Source organism: Burkholderia savannae, from assembly GCF_001524445.2.
Classification (GTDB): domain Bacteria; phylum Pseudomonadota; class Gammaproteobacteria; order Burkholderiales; family Burkholderiaceae; genus Burkholderia; species Burkholderia savannae.
The window spans coordinates 4,198,993-4,212,632 of sequence record NZ_CP013417.1; the positions used below are offsets into that span (position 1 = coordinate 4,198,993).

Consider the following 13,640-nt stretch of genomic DNA (forward strand, 5'->3'; position numbering starts at 1 on the left):
GAACGAGCACGCGCCGAAGCGCGTGATTTGTTGTTGTGTGGGGGGATGGAAGCCGCGCCGCCGGCTCAGAACTGAGCGGCGGCCGCCTGATAAGCGTTCGCGGCGTTCAGTCGATTCATTGCCGCTCGATACTCGACCTGAAGCCCGGCCTGCGCATCGCGAGCGGCGGCGCAGACGGCGGCGTCGATCGCCTGCACGTTGCGTATGAGCGCGAGCGTTTCGGGCGTCTGTTCGGGCGCGATCGACATCAGGTGCGGCGAGCGCGCATCGACGAGCCGCTGGACTTCGATCCAGTCGGCCATCTGCGCCGCGTGCTCGATCGCACGCGACATCGCCAGCACTTTCTCCATCAGCGATTTTTGATCCATCTCGGGTTGCTCCGTGGGCGGGGCGGCGTTACTTGTTGGACGCGAGCGAGCCCGCGCTGTTGGTGCCGCCGAACAACTGGGTCAGGTAATTCGAATTCGTGTTCATCGTCGCCATCAGCGTGTCGAGCGCGGTGAACTGCGCGTTGTACTGCGTGGTGAGCTGCGACGAATACGTCGCGAGCTGCGCCTGCTGCTGTGCGATGCTGCTCAGGTCCTTGTTCAGCGCGTTCGTGCGGATATCGAAGATGCCGTTTGCCTGCACGTAGCCGTTGATCGTGTTGTTCAGCTGCGCGCCGACTCCGTTCGTCGCGTTGAACAGCGTCGCGACGCTCGACGGGTTGTTCGTCAACGCCGCCGTGAGTTTCGCCTGGTCGACGACGAGCGTGCCCTCCGTCTGGCTTGAAGAGCCGGTGCCCGAGAGCGAGATGCCGAGCGATGCGAGCGAGACGGTCGAGCCGTTGCTCGTCACGCCGCCTGCGACGATGCCGGCGAGCGTGTTGCGGATCGAGTTGAGCGTCGAGTCGCCGAGGAGCGGGCCGGCCGTCTGCGACGACGTGCCCGCGCCCGACAGCGACGACAACGACGACATCGTCGTGACGAGCGTGTTGTACAGATTGACGAAGTTCGTGATCGCGGTCGATTGCGAGGACGTGTCGGCCGCGACCGTCAGCGTTTGCGTCGTGCCCACCGCGCTTTGCGACAGGTTCAGCGTGACGCCCGCGATCGCGCTCGTCACCGCATTGGTCGCGCTCGTCGCGGCGATGCCGCCGACGGTGAATTGCGCATTTTGCGCAGCCGTCGCCTGCGACCACGCGATGCTGCCGCCCGACGTGATCGTCGATTGGCCGCCCGTCGTGCTCGCGGTCGACGTGACGGCGAGGCTCGACAAGCCGTTGTCGCCCGACAGGTTGCTGACGGCGACGTTGATCGTGTTCGCGGCGCCCGTCGTCGACGAGCGCAACACGAGGTGCGCACCGTCCGTGCCGGTGACGATCGTCGCCGTCACGCCGGGATTATTGGTTGCGCCGTTGATCGCGGCGGCGATGCCGGCGAGCGTGTTGTTCGACGAATCGATCGTGATTGCCGACGAATTGCCGCCGACCGACAGCGTCAACGTGCCGGCGCCGAGCTGCTGGGTCGCGCCGAACGCGCCCGATGAAAGCGTTTGCGTCGTCGCGATCTGGTTGACGGCGATCGAATAGCTGCCGGCGACGGCGCCCGAGCCCGTCGTCGCGGTGAGGCCGCTGCCGCTCGCGGTTGCCGTGAAGGCTTGCGTGACGGTGCCGTTCGCGAGTGAGCCGAGGCCCGTTTGCAGCGCGGTGAGCGCCGATTTCAGCGTGCCGAGCGCGGTGAGCTGTGCCTGGTCGTTCGCGACCGAGGTCGACAGGAGCGCGGTCTGGCCCGCCGTCTTGCTGTTGACGAGTGCCGTTACGAGCGAGCTCACGTCCATCGACGAGTTGCCGGTCGAGCCGCTGATGATCGACTGCGCTGCCTGCTGCAGCGCCGCATTGGTTTGCTGCTGGGTCGTGCTCGACGAGATGGGCGTGGACATCGTGACACTCCGGGCGTCGCCGTGATCGGCGAACCGTCATCGGGAAATTCGGGAAGCGGGAAAAAAACGTGCGGCGGCCACGAGGGATTGCTCCGCCGCACAAAACGGGCCGCCTGACTGCGCGGCCCGTCGTTCGGTACACTTTACTGCAGGAGCTTCAGCACTTGCTGCGGCATCGAGTTCGCTTGCGCGAGCACCGAGATGCCGGCTTGCTGGAGCACTTGCGCGCGCGACAGGTTCGCCGTTTCCTGCGCGAAGTCCGCGCTTTGGATCTGCGATTGCGCTTGCGACAGGTTGGTTGCGCCGGCCTGCTGCGTGGACGCGATCGACGAGAAGCGGTTTTGCGCCGCGCCGAGCGTTGCCTGCAGGTTGTTCACCGTTTGCAGCGCGTTGTCGATCGACACCATCGCTTGGTTCGCACCCGTCACCGAGCTGATGTCGAGGTTCGACACCGTCGGCGGCTTGTTGACGGCGTTGATCTGCGCGAGCATGCTGGTTGCGGCCGTCGACTGCGCGGTCGTCATGCCGCTCGTCGCGCCGGCGGCGAGCGTCAAGTTCGTGATCGCCGTGCCCGTGCCCGCGGCCGTGCCCGCCGTGAAGATGTTGCCGACGGCGGTCGCGCTGAGCGCCGTGCCGTTTTGGTCGGTGAACGTGAAGCCGCCGGCGCCGTCGGACAGCACGTTGACCGACGTGATCGCGACGTTCGCGGCCGTCGACGTGTACGTGCCCGTCGAGTCGAGGTTCATGTTCGTGAACGTGCCGATCGTCTGGCCCTTCTGCACGAGGCCGCCGCCGATCTGCGCAGCCGACATGCTTTGGCTCAGGTCGAGGCTGATCGTCTGGCCGACGTTCGCGCCGACTTGGAACGACAGGATGCCCGCCGAGCCGTCGAGGATGTTCTTGCCGTTGTAGTTCGTTTGCGAAGCAATCCGGTTGACTTCAGCGATCTGCTGCGAAACTTCCTTTTGCAGCGCGGCCTGGTCGGTCGACGACAGCGTGCCCGTCGACGCCTGCACGGCGAGTTGGCGGATGCGCTGCAGGCCCGACGTCAGCGACGACAGGGCGCTCGATGCGGTTTGGACCATCGACACGCCGTCGTTCGCGTTCGACACGCCTTGATTCAGGCCGTTGATCTGCGTTTGCATCCGCGCGGAGATCGCGAGGCCGGCCGCGTCGTCAGCCGCGCTGTTGATGCGCTTGCCCGACGACAGGCGGGTGATCGCTTGGGACAGGGCGCTTTGCGAGCCGTTGAGGTTCTGCTGAGCGACCAACGAGTTGATGTTGCTGTTGATTCCGAGCATGAAAATCTCCTAATTGAGCCTAAAAGCCCATCAATGCCACTATTGGCGTGGGCGGAAGCACTCGTTCTTTGCCGGCCGCCTTGTGCTGGATTTCGGCGCACGCGGAAAAAACTTGAGGGACGCGACAAGATTCGGCCCGATTTTTTTGCCGGGATCGTTCGGTGAGCAAACGTTGCAGTTGCAGCAATCGCGTGCGTGGCACGGCGCCGATTGGCGGGCCGCGCGGCGGCGCCGTGCGGAAAAGTGGTAAACCGCTGGCCGCGCCGATGTTTACCTGTTATGATGGCAGGCTGAATTGAGATTTCTGTCACGCCTTCGCCGTTTACGTGTACACGTAGGGCATGTCTGCTGACAGTCAAACGCGGCGCCTGGTGTTGGTTGCCGAGCGTTTCGCGGTGCATTCCGCCTCTCTTTTCCGGCCTCCGAGGCCGCTACCCGCTCGTTTCGCCCGTTCGTGGAAACGCCCGGAAGGCCGGTGCGTGGCGCTTGGCCGCTACGTTTTTGACCGTATCAAGCAAATTAGGAACGACATGACGACGATTCTTTTGAAAGAAAACGAGCCGTTCGAAGTGGCGATTCGCCGCTTCCGCCGCGCCATCGAGAAGAACGGCCTGATCGCCGAGCTGCGCGAGCGCCAGGCATACGAAAAGCCGACCGCCGTGCGCAAGCGCAAGAAGGCGGCTGCGGTGAAGCGCCTGCACAAGCGCCTGCGCAGCCAAATGCTGCCGAAGAAGCTCCACTAAGCTTCGCTCGCTTCGCCTCGACGGCGGTGCTGCTTCGCAAGAAGCAGCACCGCCGTTTTGTTTGGGCTGTCCGGTATGCACCGCGGCTCGCGCGGGCATGGCGCACGGGTGCGCGGCGGATCGCGTTCGCGGTCCGCTGCCGAGGGTGCGCCGCACATCTTGCCGCCGCATCGCGCCGGCGTTCCTGCGCAATGGCGTCGGCCATGCTCCCGTCTTCCGCGCCAGGCGGGGCTCCGCCAGCACGCGTGGCTCGACGATCCGGGGTTGGGGCCGCGCCGCTCATGCCGCTGCGAGCGGCAGTCGCAGCGGATTCAGGCGCAATCGACGCCGGCACGCGCCGCCGGCCGCATGAGCGTCATGCCGCCGTTTTCTTCTTCGCGATCTTCTTGCCGAGCGCCGCGCAGCGCGCGTGGCACGGGCAATTCTTTTCGTGGTCGTTGACCATGCCCGTCGCCTGCATCAGCGCATAGCAGATCGTCGAGCCGACGAACTTGCAGCCGTAGCGCTTGAGCGCTTTGCTGAGCGCGTCCGAGCGCTCGGTCGACGCCGGCGCGTTGCGGTACGACGGCCATGCGTTCTGCAGCGGCGCATGATCAACGAACGACCACAGGAATGCGGCGAGCGAGCCGTGTTCCGCACGAATCTGCTGGACCGCGCGCGCGTTCGTGACGGCCGCCTCGATCTTTGCGCGATTGCGCACGATGCGCGCGTCGAGCACCAGTTCGTCGATCCGCTTCGGCGTGAATCGGGCGACTTTGTCGACGTCGAAATCGGCAAACGCCGTGCGATAACCGGCGCGCTTGTTCAAGATCGTCGACCAGGACAGGCCCGCTTGCGCGCCCTCGAGCACGAGCATTTCGAATAAATGGCGGTCGTCGTGCGACGGCACGCCCCATTCGGTATCGTGATAGTGAGCGTCCGCTTCGGTTTTTACCCAGCTGCAGCGTTCCTGCTTCGGCATCTGTTGCGTGTTCCGTCGATGTGGTCGCGCCAGCATAGCGGATCGGCGAGCGGGCGCAAGCCTGGCCGTTCGGCCGATGGGCGCGGCGGGCCGTTGCGGTTAAGCTCTGGCAACGATGTTACTTCGACGAATCTTTCGGATTGAAGCAAGCGATGGGCAATGACATTTTTCTGATCGGTATCGACGGCGGCGGCACGGGCACCCGCGCGGTGCTGGCCGATGCGCAGGGGCGCGAGCTCGCGCAAGGCGGCGGCGGGCCGTCCGGGCTTGCGCTCGGCATCGAAGCCGCGTGGCGCGCGATCGAGGCCGCCTGCGCGGACGCCTGCGCGCGCGCTGGCGTCGCGTTCGACTGGCGGTGCTGCGTGCTCGGCTGCGGGCTCGCCGGCGTGAACCATCGCGAGTGGCTGGATGCGTTCCGGGCGAGCGCGCCGCTTGCCGCGCTCGCGGTAGAAAGCGATGCCTATACGACCGTCGTCGGCGCCCACGGCGGCGCGCCGGGCGTCGTGGTCGCGCTCGGCACGGGCAGTATCGCCGCCGCACTCGACGAATCGGGCGTCTGCCGGATCGCGGGCGGATACGGCTTTCCGTCCGGCGACGAGGCGAGCGGCGCCTGGCTCGGCTTGCGAGCGCTGTCGCACGCGCAGCAGGCGCTCGACGGCCGTGTCCCGCTCGACGCGTTCGCCCAGGCGCTTGTCGCGCATACGGGCGCGTCCGATCGCGACGCTCTCGTCGTCTGGTCATGCGCGGCGAATCAAACCGCGTATGCGCGCCTCGCGCCGATCGTGTTCGCGCATCGCGATCATCCGGCCGCCGCGCGCTGGATCGAGCAGGCTGGCGTCGAGATCGCCAAGATGATCGACGCGCTCGATCCCGCGGCGGCGCTGCCCGTCGCGTTGTGCGGCGGGCTTGCGGGCGCGCTTGCGAGCGCGGTGCCCGAGCCTCACCGCGCGCGACTCGTGGTACCGCAGGCGGATTCCGCGCACGGCGCGTTGCGGCTCGCCGCGCGGGAAGCGGCGAGGCTCGGGCTCGTCGCATCGCGATGAACCCGGTGGGCGGCGCGAACGGACATCCGCAAGCGGCGTCTCCCGACCGACGATAGAATGTCCGCTTACTTCCGCGCCCCCGCATCCTCCGACGTCCGCCATGTATAAAGTCATCGCCACCGATCTCGACGGAACCCTGCTCAACAGCGACCACCAGCTCGATTCCTACACGATCGACACCGTGCGGCGGCTCGCGGGCGACGGCGTGCCCTTCGTGATCGCAACGGGGCGCCACTACGCGGACGTCGCCGGCATTCGCGACGTGCTCGGCATCCGGCCTTACCTGATCACGTCGAACGGCGCGCGCGTGCATGCGCCGGACGATTCGCGGATTCACGCGCAGGACGTGCCCGCCGACACGGTGCGGCAACTGGTGAGGCCCGAGCTCGTCGGCACGCACGGCCGCGTGATCGTCAATCTGTTCACCAATGACGGCTGGCTGATCGACCGCGATGCGCCGCATCTGCTCGCATTCCATCAGGATTCCGGATTTCGCTACGACGTCGTCGACATGCTGTCGCACGACGGCACGGACATCGCAAAGGTGCTGTACATCGGCGAGCCGGAGGATCTGGCCGTCGTGTCGGACAACCTCGCGCGCCGGTTCGGCGGCGCGCTCTACGTCACCTATTCGCTGCCCGACTGCCTCGAGGTGATGACTGCGAACGTCTCGAAGGGACGAGCGTTGCGGGTCGTGCTCGAGCGGCTCGGCGTCGATCCCGCGCATTGCGTCGCGTTCGGCGACAACATGAACGACATCGATCTGCTCGAGACGGCCGGGCATCCGTTCATGATGAACAACGCGAATCCCGATCTCGTCACGCGTCTGCCGAGGGTGCCGCGGATCGGCAACAACTTCGACGCGGGCGTTGCGCGCCATCTGCGCACGCTGTTCGCGCTCGAGAACCCGACCACTCACTGACTGCGCATCGACCGCTTCGTCCGCCTCGATCGCGCCGACAGAGCCGCTCGAGCCAGCGCGCGACGAGCTTCGGCAATGAAAAACGGGCGCCGCAGCGCCCGTTCCCGTTCTGCCCCGCCGCCATTGGCCGGCGAAGGGCGATGTCGATCTTCCTCTGTCGTGTCGCCTTGTGAGGCGACGGGCGGGCGGCCCGATGCCGCCCGCACCGGCGTCAGCTTTCGTCGCGGCCCGCGACGAGCGGGTATACCACGCCCGCGATCGCCGCGCCGATGATGGGCGCGACCCAGAACAGCCACAGCTGGCCGATCGCCTCGCCGCCGACGAACAGCGCCGGGCCCGTCGAGCGCGCCGGGTTTACCGACGTGTTCGTCACCGGGATCGAGATCAGGTGGATCAGCGTGAGGCACAGGCCGATCGCGATCGGCGCGAAGCCGGCCGGCGCGCGCTTGTCGGTCGAGCCGAGGATCACGAACAGGAAGAAGGCCGTCAGTACGACTTCGCAAATGAACGCGGCCGCAAGCGAGTAATGGCCGGGCGAGCGGGCGTCATAGCCGTTCGTCGCGAAGCCGCTGCTGACGACGTCGAAGCCCGGCTTGCCGGTCGCGATCAGATACAGCACGAACGCGCCGAGCGTGGCGCCGACGACCTGCGCGACGATGTACGGCACGAGATCGCGGGCCGGGAAGCGGCCCGCCACGGTCAAGCCGACGCTCACGGCCGGATTCAGGTGACACCCCGAGACGTGGCCGATCGCGAACGCCATCGTCAGAACGGTCAAGCCAAACGCGAATGCGACGCCGGTAAAGCCAATGCCGAGGCCCGGATACGCGGCCGCCAGAACGGCGCTGCCACAGCCGCCCAGAACGAGCCAGAACGTGCCGAACACTTCTGCTGCGAGACGCTGAGGTAATTTCATTGGAGTGGTTCCTGGTGGTGAAAATCGAAAACGGATTGCGCCACAAAAAGCGGGGACGCATCCACGAATGCCGCCTGGATTATAGGAAATCTTACGGTTTCCGAAGAGTCAACGATTGTCAAATTGGGATTGGCCGATCGGCGTTTTTATTAGAATAACGCCGTATTGCACGAGTATGGCAATTGAATTTTAAAATTTATCAGACGAAATGTTTTTGTTGGATTTCGTAGCAATTCCGATTGCGCAATAGATCCTTTGTGTCTAGGCTGGGAAATGCCAGGCGGATCATGATATAGGGAGTCGAAATGTCTCAATACGCGAAAATCAAGGCGCAGATCGTCGAGCTGCAGGCTCAGGCGGAAGAGGTACGTCGTCAGGAGGTCGCGGCCGTGATCGCCGAGCTGCAAGGCAAGATCGTCGAGTATGGCCTCACGGCGCAGGATCTGGGATTCGCGGAGCGCGCGCGGCGCGGTCGTCCGCCGAAGAGGGGACCGCTGCCGGCCAAATACCGCGATCCGAAATCCGGCAGTACCTGGAGCGGCCGCGGGAAGCCCCCGCATTGGATCGTCGGCAAAAACCGCGAGCGCTTTTTGATCGGCTGATTATCGGACGCTTGGCAAAAAGAAAGCCGCATTTCCCGATGCGGCTTTCTTCTATGCGCGGCGTAATGGGCGCGTGATTTCTGCAATCGCGCCGGTCAAAGGGTTAACCCGTCGCCACGCGTCGCCATTGCGGCTGCTTGGCTGCTTCGCGCAGCGTTTCATAGATGTCGATATAGCGGCGCGCCATTGCGTGCGAGCTGAAACGTTGCTCGAATTGCGCGCGGATTGCATCGCGCGACAATTCATCGATCCGGTGCAGCGCGCCGACGGCGCCCTGCACGTCCTCGACGATGAAGCCCGTGACGCCGTCGTCGATCACCTCGGGCACGGAGCCGCGGTTGAACGCGACGACCGGCGTGCCGCACGCCATCGCCTCGATCATCACGAGGCCGAACGGCTCCGGCCAGTCGATCGGGAACAGCAGCGCCTTCGCGCCCGACAGGAACGCGGGCTTTTGCGCCTCGTTGATCTCGCCGATGAACTCCACGTGCGCGGAACCGAGAAGCGGCTCGATCTCGGCTTTGAAATAATCTTCGTCGACCTTGTCGACTTTCGCCGCAATCTTGAGCGGCAGGCCGCTTTGCGCCGCGATCCGGATGGCGGTGTCGACGCGCTTTTCCGGGCAGATGCGCCCGAGGAACGCGAGATATTCGGGCTTGCGGCCGGCTTGCGGCGTGAGCAGCGTGTCGGGCAGCCCGTGGTAGACGGTGCCCGCCCAGCCGGCCTGCGGCAGCGGCGTGCGCTGCGAATTCGAGATCGACACGACGGGTACATTCGGGAACGCGTCGAAGACGGGCTGCAGCTCAGGCAGGTCGAGCCGGCCGTGCAGCGTCGTGACGAACGGCGCATCGAGGCGCGACAGCAGCGGGAACGGCAGGTAGTCGAGATGCAAGTGCAGGACGTCGAACGTGTGGGCGACCCGCGCGACCTGCTCGAGGAGGCGCATATGGGGCGCCATCGCGTCGCGAATCGACGGATCGAGCCGCAGCGCGCGCGGCCAGGCGGCCTCAAGGCGCGCCGACGTGACCGAATCGCCGCTCGCGAACAGCGTGACGTCGTGCCCCATTTCGACGAGCGCCTCGGTCAGATAGGACACGACCCGCTCGGTGCCCCCGTAGAGTTTGGGCGGAACGGCTTCGTAGAGCGGGGCGATCTGGGCAATGCGCATGAGCGTTTCTCCGTTGCGAAGAGGGCGGAACTCGCCGAAGGGCGTTGCGAGCTTCGCTCCGGTAAGCGGTGAGCGCCTGCCCGGGGGGCAAGCGGGCGGTGCGCGGCGAACGTCGCCGGACCGGGCTTTCGGATTCATTATCGGGATCGCGCGAGCGGTATCGAGCGATTTTTCAAACGCTTAACCCTTGTTACAGGATGAAATACGCAAAAACCCTAGAAAACGCCTGTTTGAATGACTAGGATGTGGCAGAAGCGGAATGCAATAGTTGCCCGCCGCAATGGCGCGGATTCCGCCGGCGTGCCCCGCCGTACCTGAAGATGGTGTTTTCCCTGCCTTGATTGGCGGGGCTTTCGGCCAGACGGGCGTCTGCGGGCCGTTTCCGGTCTTTGTCAGAAAAATTCCTACACGGTTTACAGATAATTCCGGCAAAGCGCATTCCCCTTCACTGATAGCGGCCCCCCCGCCGATTGGCCAAAATGCCCGTAAGAATATAAACAAGCCGATTGCCCGCAACTCAGTGGGTAGATCGAGCAAACGTTTTCACTGGCATTACCGATTGGCCAAAGATTTCTTACGGGGGAATCGAATCATGAGCGCAACCAGCGAAATGCTCGCCGAGATCAACGAAGTCAACCTGTCTTACCTGCTGCTCGCGCAACGACTGCTGCGCGAGGACAAGGCCATGGGCATGTTCCGCATGGGGATTTCGGAAGAACTCGCCGATGTGCTCGTGAACCTGACGCTTGCCCAGACGGTCAAGCTCGCCGCCTCGAACCAGATGCTCTGCCGTTTCCGTTTCGACGATCATTCCATGCTCTCATCGCTCGCCGACAAGGGCCGCAGCTCCGCCGTCGCGCATGCGCATTCGGCGATCCTGATGGCCGGGCAGCCGGTCGAAAGCTTCCGTTGAACGGAAGCCGCGCGTCTCGCCGGCGCGTATTGATGCGCGAATCGAAATCTGAAGTCTGATTGTTTTGTTTGTATAGATAGCGGAGAGCGGCGATGGCGTCCAAGAGCGTAGTGGTCGAGGTCAAGGAGATCACCCTGGCGATCGAACTGATCGAGCTGGGCGCGCGGCTGCAGTTGCTCGAAGCCGAGACGAACCTGTCGCGCGATCGGCTGATCAAGCTCTACAAGGAGCTGAAGGGCATGTCGCCGCCGAAGGGGATGCTGCCGTTCTCGACCGACTGGTTCATGACGTGGCAGCCGAACATTCATTCCTCGCTGTTCTACAACATCTACCGTTTCATGCGCGAGCACGGCGGCTGCGATTCGATCCAGGCGATCGTGAAGGCATACCGGCTGTACCTCGAGCACGTCGGGCTGTCGGACGACGAGGCGGTGATGAGCCTCACGCGCGCATGGACGCTCGTGCGCTTCTTCGATTCCGGGATGCTGCAGACGACGCCGTGCACCCGCTGCGGCGGGCACTTTGTCGCACACGCGCACGATCCGCACCACGGCTACGTGTGCGGTCTCTGCCAGCCGCCGTCGCGCGCGGGCAAGACCCGCAAGGCCGCCGCGCAGGCCGACCAGGCCGCCATCGCCGCGTAAGCTTCCCGTGCGCGGCCGCGGGCGAACGAGCGTTCGCTCCGCCCGCCGGGCCACGCCGTTCGCGCGCCGCGCGGCGCACGGCTTCCTCCCCTCTGCTGGTATACACCGGCGGGCCTCTGCCGGGCGGTTCTCAAAGTTTTCGCACCGACTGCCGTAAACCACTTAACGGCGGCCTCCCGGCCGTTCATTCGTGAGGGACAGGCAGTGCTGATTTTCGTGGGAACTCTCGTGACGTTGTTGTCCGTGTTCGGCGGCTACGCGCTGGCGGGCGGACACTTGGGCGCGCTCGTTCAGCCGGTCGAGATCTTGATGATCACCGGCGCGGGCGTCGGCGCGTTCATTCTCGGCAACGGCATCAAGACGATCAAGGCGACGCTGCGCGTGTTGCCCGCGCTGTTCAAGGGCTCGAAGTACAACAAGGACATCTATATGGAGCTGATGGCGCTCCTGTACGTGTTGCTCGCGAAGGCCCGCAAGGAAGGCACGCTCACGCTCGAGGCCGACATCGACGAACCCGAGAAGAGCCCGATCTTCACCCAGTACCCGAAGATTCTTGCCGACCATCACATCGTCGAATTCCTGACCGATTACCTGCGCCTGATGGTGGGCGGCAACATGAACGCGTTCGAGATCGAAAGCCTGATGGACGAGGAGATCGAGACGCACCACGCGGAAGGCGAAGGCCCCGCGCACGCGCTGATGCGCGTCGGCGACGCGATGCCCGCGTTCGGGATCGTCGCCGCGGTGATGGGCGTCGTTCACACGATGGCGTCCGCCGACAAGCCGCCCGCGGTGCTGGGCGCGATGATCGCGCAGGCGCTCGTCGGCACGTTCCTCGGCATCCTGCTGTCGTACGGGCTGATCGGGCCGCTCGCGAGCCTCGCCGAGCAGCGCGTCGCCGAGTCGACCAAGATGTTCCAGTGCATCAAGGTGACGATCCTCGCGAGCCTGAACGGCTACGCGCCCGCGATCGCCGTCGAGTTCGGCCGCAAGGTGCTGTTCTCGACCGAGCGTCCGTCGTTCGCCGAGCTCGAAGAGCACGTGCGCCGCGTGAAGGCGAAGTGAGCGCGAGAGGCCCGACATGAGCAAAGGCAAGGATCAGGCAATCATCGTCAAGCGGGTGAACCATCAGAAGAAGGGGCACCACGGCGGTGCATGGAAGCTCGCGTACGCGGATTTCATGACCGCGATGATGGCGTTCTTCCTGTTGATGTGGCTGCTGTCGGCGGTGACGCCCGTGCAGTTGAAGGGCATCGCCGAATATTTCAACACGCCGCTCAAGGCCGCGCTCTTCGGCAGCGGCGATCGCAACGCGGACGATTCGAGCATCATCAAGGGCGGCGGCCGCGACCTCTCGAGCATCGACGCCGGCACGACGCGCCGCACCGACGGCTCGACCAGTCTCGCCGAGCGCATCGTGAAGAAGAACGACGACGAAGCGCTCGCGCAGGCGCAGGGCTCGCTCGAGCGCCGCGAGCAGATGCGGCTGCACGACCTGCAGGTGAAGCTGATGGCGGCGATCGAGGCGAACCCGACGCTGCGCCAGTTCAAGCAGCAGATCCGCATCGATTCGACGCTGATGGGGCTGCGCATCGAGATCGTCGATACGCAGAAGCGGCCGATGTTCGCGATGTCGAGCGACGCCGTCGAGCCGTACATGCGCGACATCCTGCGCGAGATCGGCAAGACGCTCAACGACGTGCCGAACCGCATCATCGTCCAGGGCCACACCGACGCCGTGCCGTATGCGGGCGGCGAGGGCGGCTACAGCAACTGGGAGTTGTCCGCCGACCGCGCGAACGCGTCGCGCCGCGAGCTGATCGCGGGCGGCATGGACGAGGCGAAGGTGCTGCGCGTGCTCGGCCTCGCGTCGACGCAGAACCTGAACAAGGCGGACCCGCTCGATCCGGAGAACCGCCGGATCAGCATCATCGTGCTGAACCGCAGATCCGAGCTCGCGCTGATGCGCGACGACGCGACGACGACGACGCTGTCGTCCGACGCGGCCGGCTCGACACGCCTCGCGCAGCAGATCACGCCGCCCGGCGCGGCCGCCGCGCCGGGCGTGCCGGCCGCGCCGAAACCCTGACGCTTTCGAGAACACGCATTCGAGACAAGACATGATCCGAACCATTCTCGCCATCGACGATTCCGCCACGATGCGCACGCTGCTCAGCGCGACGCTCGGCGAAGCGGGCTACGACGTGACCGTCGCCTCGGACGGCGAAGTCGGGCTCGACGTCGCGCTGGCCACGCCGTTCGACTTGGTACTGACCGACCACTACATGCCGAAGAAGAACGGCCTCGACGTGATCGCGGCGCTGCGCGCGCAATCGGCATACGAGGCGACGCCGATTCTCGTCCTCACGACCGAGAACGGCGACGCGTTCAAGGACGCGGCGCGCACGGCGGGCGCGACCGGCTGGATCGAAAAGCCGCTCGACCCGGAAGCGCTGCTCGAGCTGGTCGCGGCGCTGTCGGCGTCGTCGAGCCTTTCGTGACGAACA

At 65.2% G+C, this 13,640-nt stretch carries 15 protein-coding genes; 9 read left to right on the top strand and 6 right to left on the bottom strand.

What is annotated here, in order from left to right; all coding sequences use genetic code 11:
- Nucleotides 1–65: 65 nt before the first annotated feature.
- The 3 genes from fliT to WS78_RS20555 form a co-directional block, all read right to left on the bottom strand.
- Nucleotides 66–368, bottom strand: a complete 303-nt coding sequence (fliT, locus tag WS78_RS20545; protein ID WP_038752278.1) for a flagellar protein FliT — start codon at nt 366–368, stop codon at nt 66–68.
- Between the two features lie 28 nt (nt 369–396).
- Complete coding sequence (gene fliD / locus WS78_RS20550) at nt 397–1,920, bottom strand: flagellar filament capping protein FliD (protein ID WP_059578048.1); 1,524 nt, start codon at nt 1,918–1,920, stop codon at nt 397–399.
- Between the two features lie 143 nt (nt 1,921–2,063).
- Nucleotides 2,064–3,221 (bottom strand): flagellin, encoded by a 1,158-nt coding sequence (locus tag WS78_RS20555; RefSeq protein WP_059578052.1) that lies wholly within the window; start codon nt 3,219–3,221, stop codon nt 2,064–2,066.
- A 530-nt stretch (nt 3,222–3,751) separates the two neighbouring features.
- Between WS78_RS20555 and rpsU the strand changes: the two genes are divergently transcribed.
- Nucleotides 3,752–3,964, top strand: a complete 213-nt coding sequence (gene rpsU / locus WS78_RS20565; RefSeq protein ID WP_004198205.1) for a 30S ribosomal protein S21 — start codon at nt 3,752–3,754, stop codon at nt 3,962–3,964.
- A gap of 355 nt (nt 3,965–4,319) precedes the next feature.
- On the opposite strand, the gene WS78_RS20570 is transcribed toward rpsU, so the two are convergent.
- Nucleotides 4,320–4,925 carry a DNA-3-methyladenine glycosylase I gene (locus tag WS78_RS20570; protein ID WP_059578055.1) on the bottom strand — a complete coding sequence of 202 codons (606 nt, stop codon included), beginning with the start codon at nt 4,923–4,925 and terminating at the stop codon, nt 4,320–4,322.
- Nucleotides 4,926–5,077: 152 nt separating this feature from the next.
- Here WS78_RS20570 and WS78_RS20575 point away from each other — a divergent pair, with 152 nt between their 5' ends.
- Nucleotides 5,078–5,968 carry a BadF/BadG/BcrA/BcrD ATPase family protein gene (locus WS78_RS20575; RefSeq protein ID WP_059578058.1) on the top strand — a complete coding sequence of 297 codons (891 nt, stop codon included), beginning with the start codon at nt 5,078–5,080 and terminating at the stop codon, nt 5,966–5,968.
- Nucleotides 5,969–6,068: 100 nt separating this feature from the next.
- On the top strand, nt 6,069–6,890 hold the full coding sequence (locus WS78_RS20580; protein WP_038752291.1) for a Cof-type HAD-IIB family hydrolase: 822 nt from the start codon (nt 6,069–6,071) through the stop codon (nt 6,888–6,890).
- Nucleotides 6,891–7,101: 211 nt separating this feature from the next.
- Here WS78_RS20580 and aqpZ read toward each other — a convergent pair whose 3' ends face one another.
- Nucleotides 7,102–7,806 (bottom strand): aquaporin Z, encoded by a 705-nt coding sequence (gene aqpZ, locus WS78_RS20585; protein ID WP_038752294.1) that lies wholly within the window; start codon nt 7,804–7,806, stop codon nt 7,102–7,104.
- A gap of 305 nt (nt 7,807–8,111) precedes the next feature.
- Here aqpZ and WS78_RS20595 point away from each other — a divergent pair, with 305 nt between their 5' ends.
- Nucleotides 8,112–8,408 (top strand): H-NS histone family protein, encoded by a 297-nt coding sequence (locus WS78_RS20595; RefSeq protein WP_038752297.1) that lies wholly within the window; start codon nt 8,112–8,114, stop codon nt 8,406–8,408.
- 103 nt (nt 8,409–8,511) lie between these two features.
- On the opposite strand, the gene WS78_RS20600 is transcribed toward WS78_RS20595, so the two are convergent.
- Entirely contained in the window at nt 8,512–9,576 is a 1,065-nt protein-coding gene (locus WS78_RS20600) for a glycosyltransferase family 4 protein (RefSeq protein ID WP_038752300.1), read from the bottom strand.
- Between the two features lie 592 nt (nt 9,577–10,168).
- Between WS78_RS20600 and flhD the strand changes: the two genes are divergently transcribed.
- The 5 genes from flhD to WS78_RS20630 all read left to right on the top strand — a co-directional run bounded on the left by flhD (nt 10,169) and on the right by WS78_RS20630 (nt 13,634).
- The gene (flhD, locus tag WS78_RS38040) at nt 10,169–10,489 is read left to right on the top strand and encodes a flagellar transcriptional regulator FlhD (RefSeq protein WP_038752303.1); all 321 of its coding nucleotides are present in this window, start codon (nt 10,169–10,171) and stop codon (nt 10,487–10,489) included.
- Nucleotides 10,490–10,581: 92 nt separating this feature from the next.
- A complete protein-coding gene (flhC, locus tag WS78_RS20615) occupies nt 10,582–11,133 on the top strand; it encodes a flagellar transcriptional regulator FlhC (RefSeq protein ID WP_038752305.1) in 552 nt (183 codons plus the stop codon).
- A gap of 204 nt (nt 11,134–11,337) precedes the next feature.
- Nucleotides 11,338–12,198 (top strand): flagellar motor stator protein MotA, encoded by an 861-nt coding sequence (gene motA, locus WS78_RS20620; protein ID WP_038752308.1) that lies wholly within the window; start codon nt 11,338–11,340, stop codon nt 12,196–12,198.
- A gap of 16 nt (nt 12,199–12,214) precedes the next feature.
- Complete coding sequence (gene motB, locus WS78_RS20625) at nt 12,215–13,222, top strand: flagellar motor protein MotB (RefSeq protein WP_038752311.1); 1,008 nt, start codon at nt 12,215–12,217, stop codon at nt 13,220–13,222.
- A gap of 31 nt (nt 13,223–13,253) precedes the next feature.
- Complete coding sequence (locus WS78_RS20630) at nt 13,254–13,634, top strand: response regulator (protein WP_059578062.1); 381 nt, start codon at nt 13,254–13,256, stop codon at nt 13,632–13,634.
- Nucleotides 13,635–13,640: the final 6 nt, after the last annotated feature.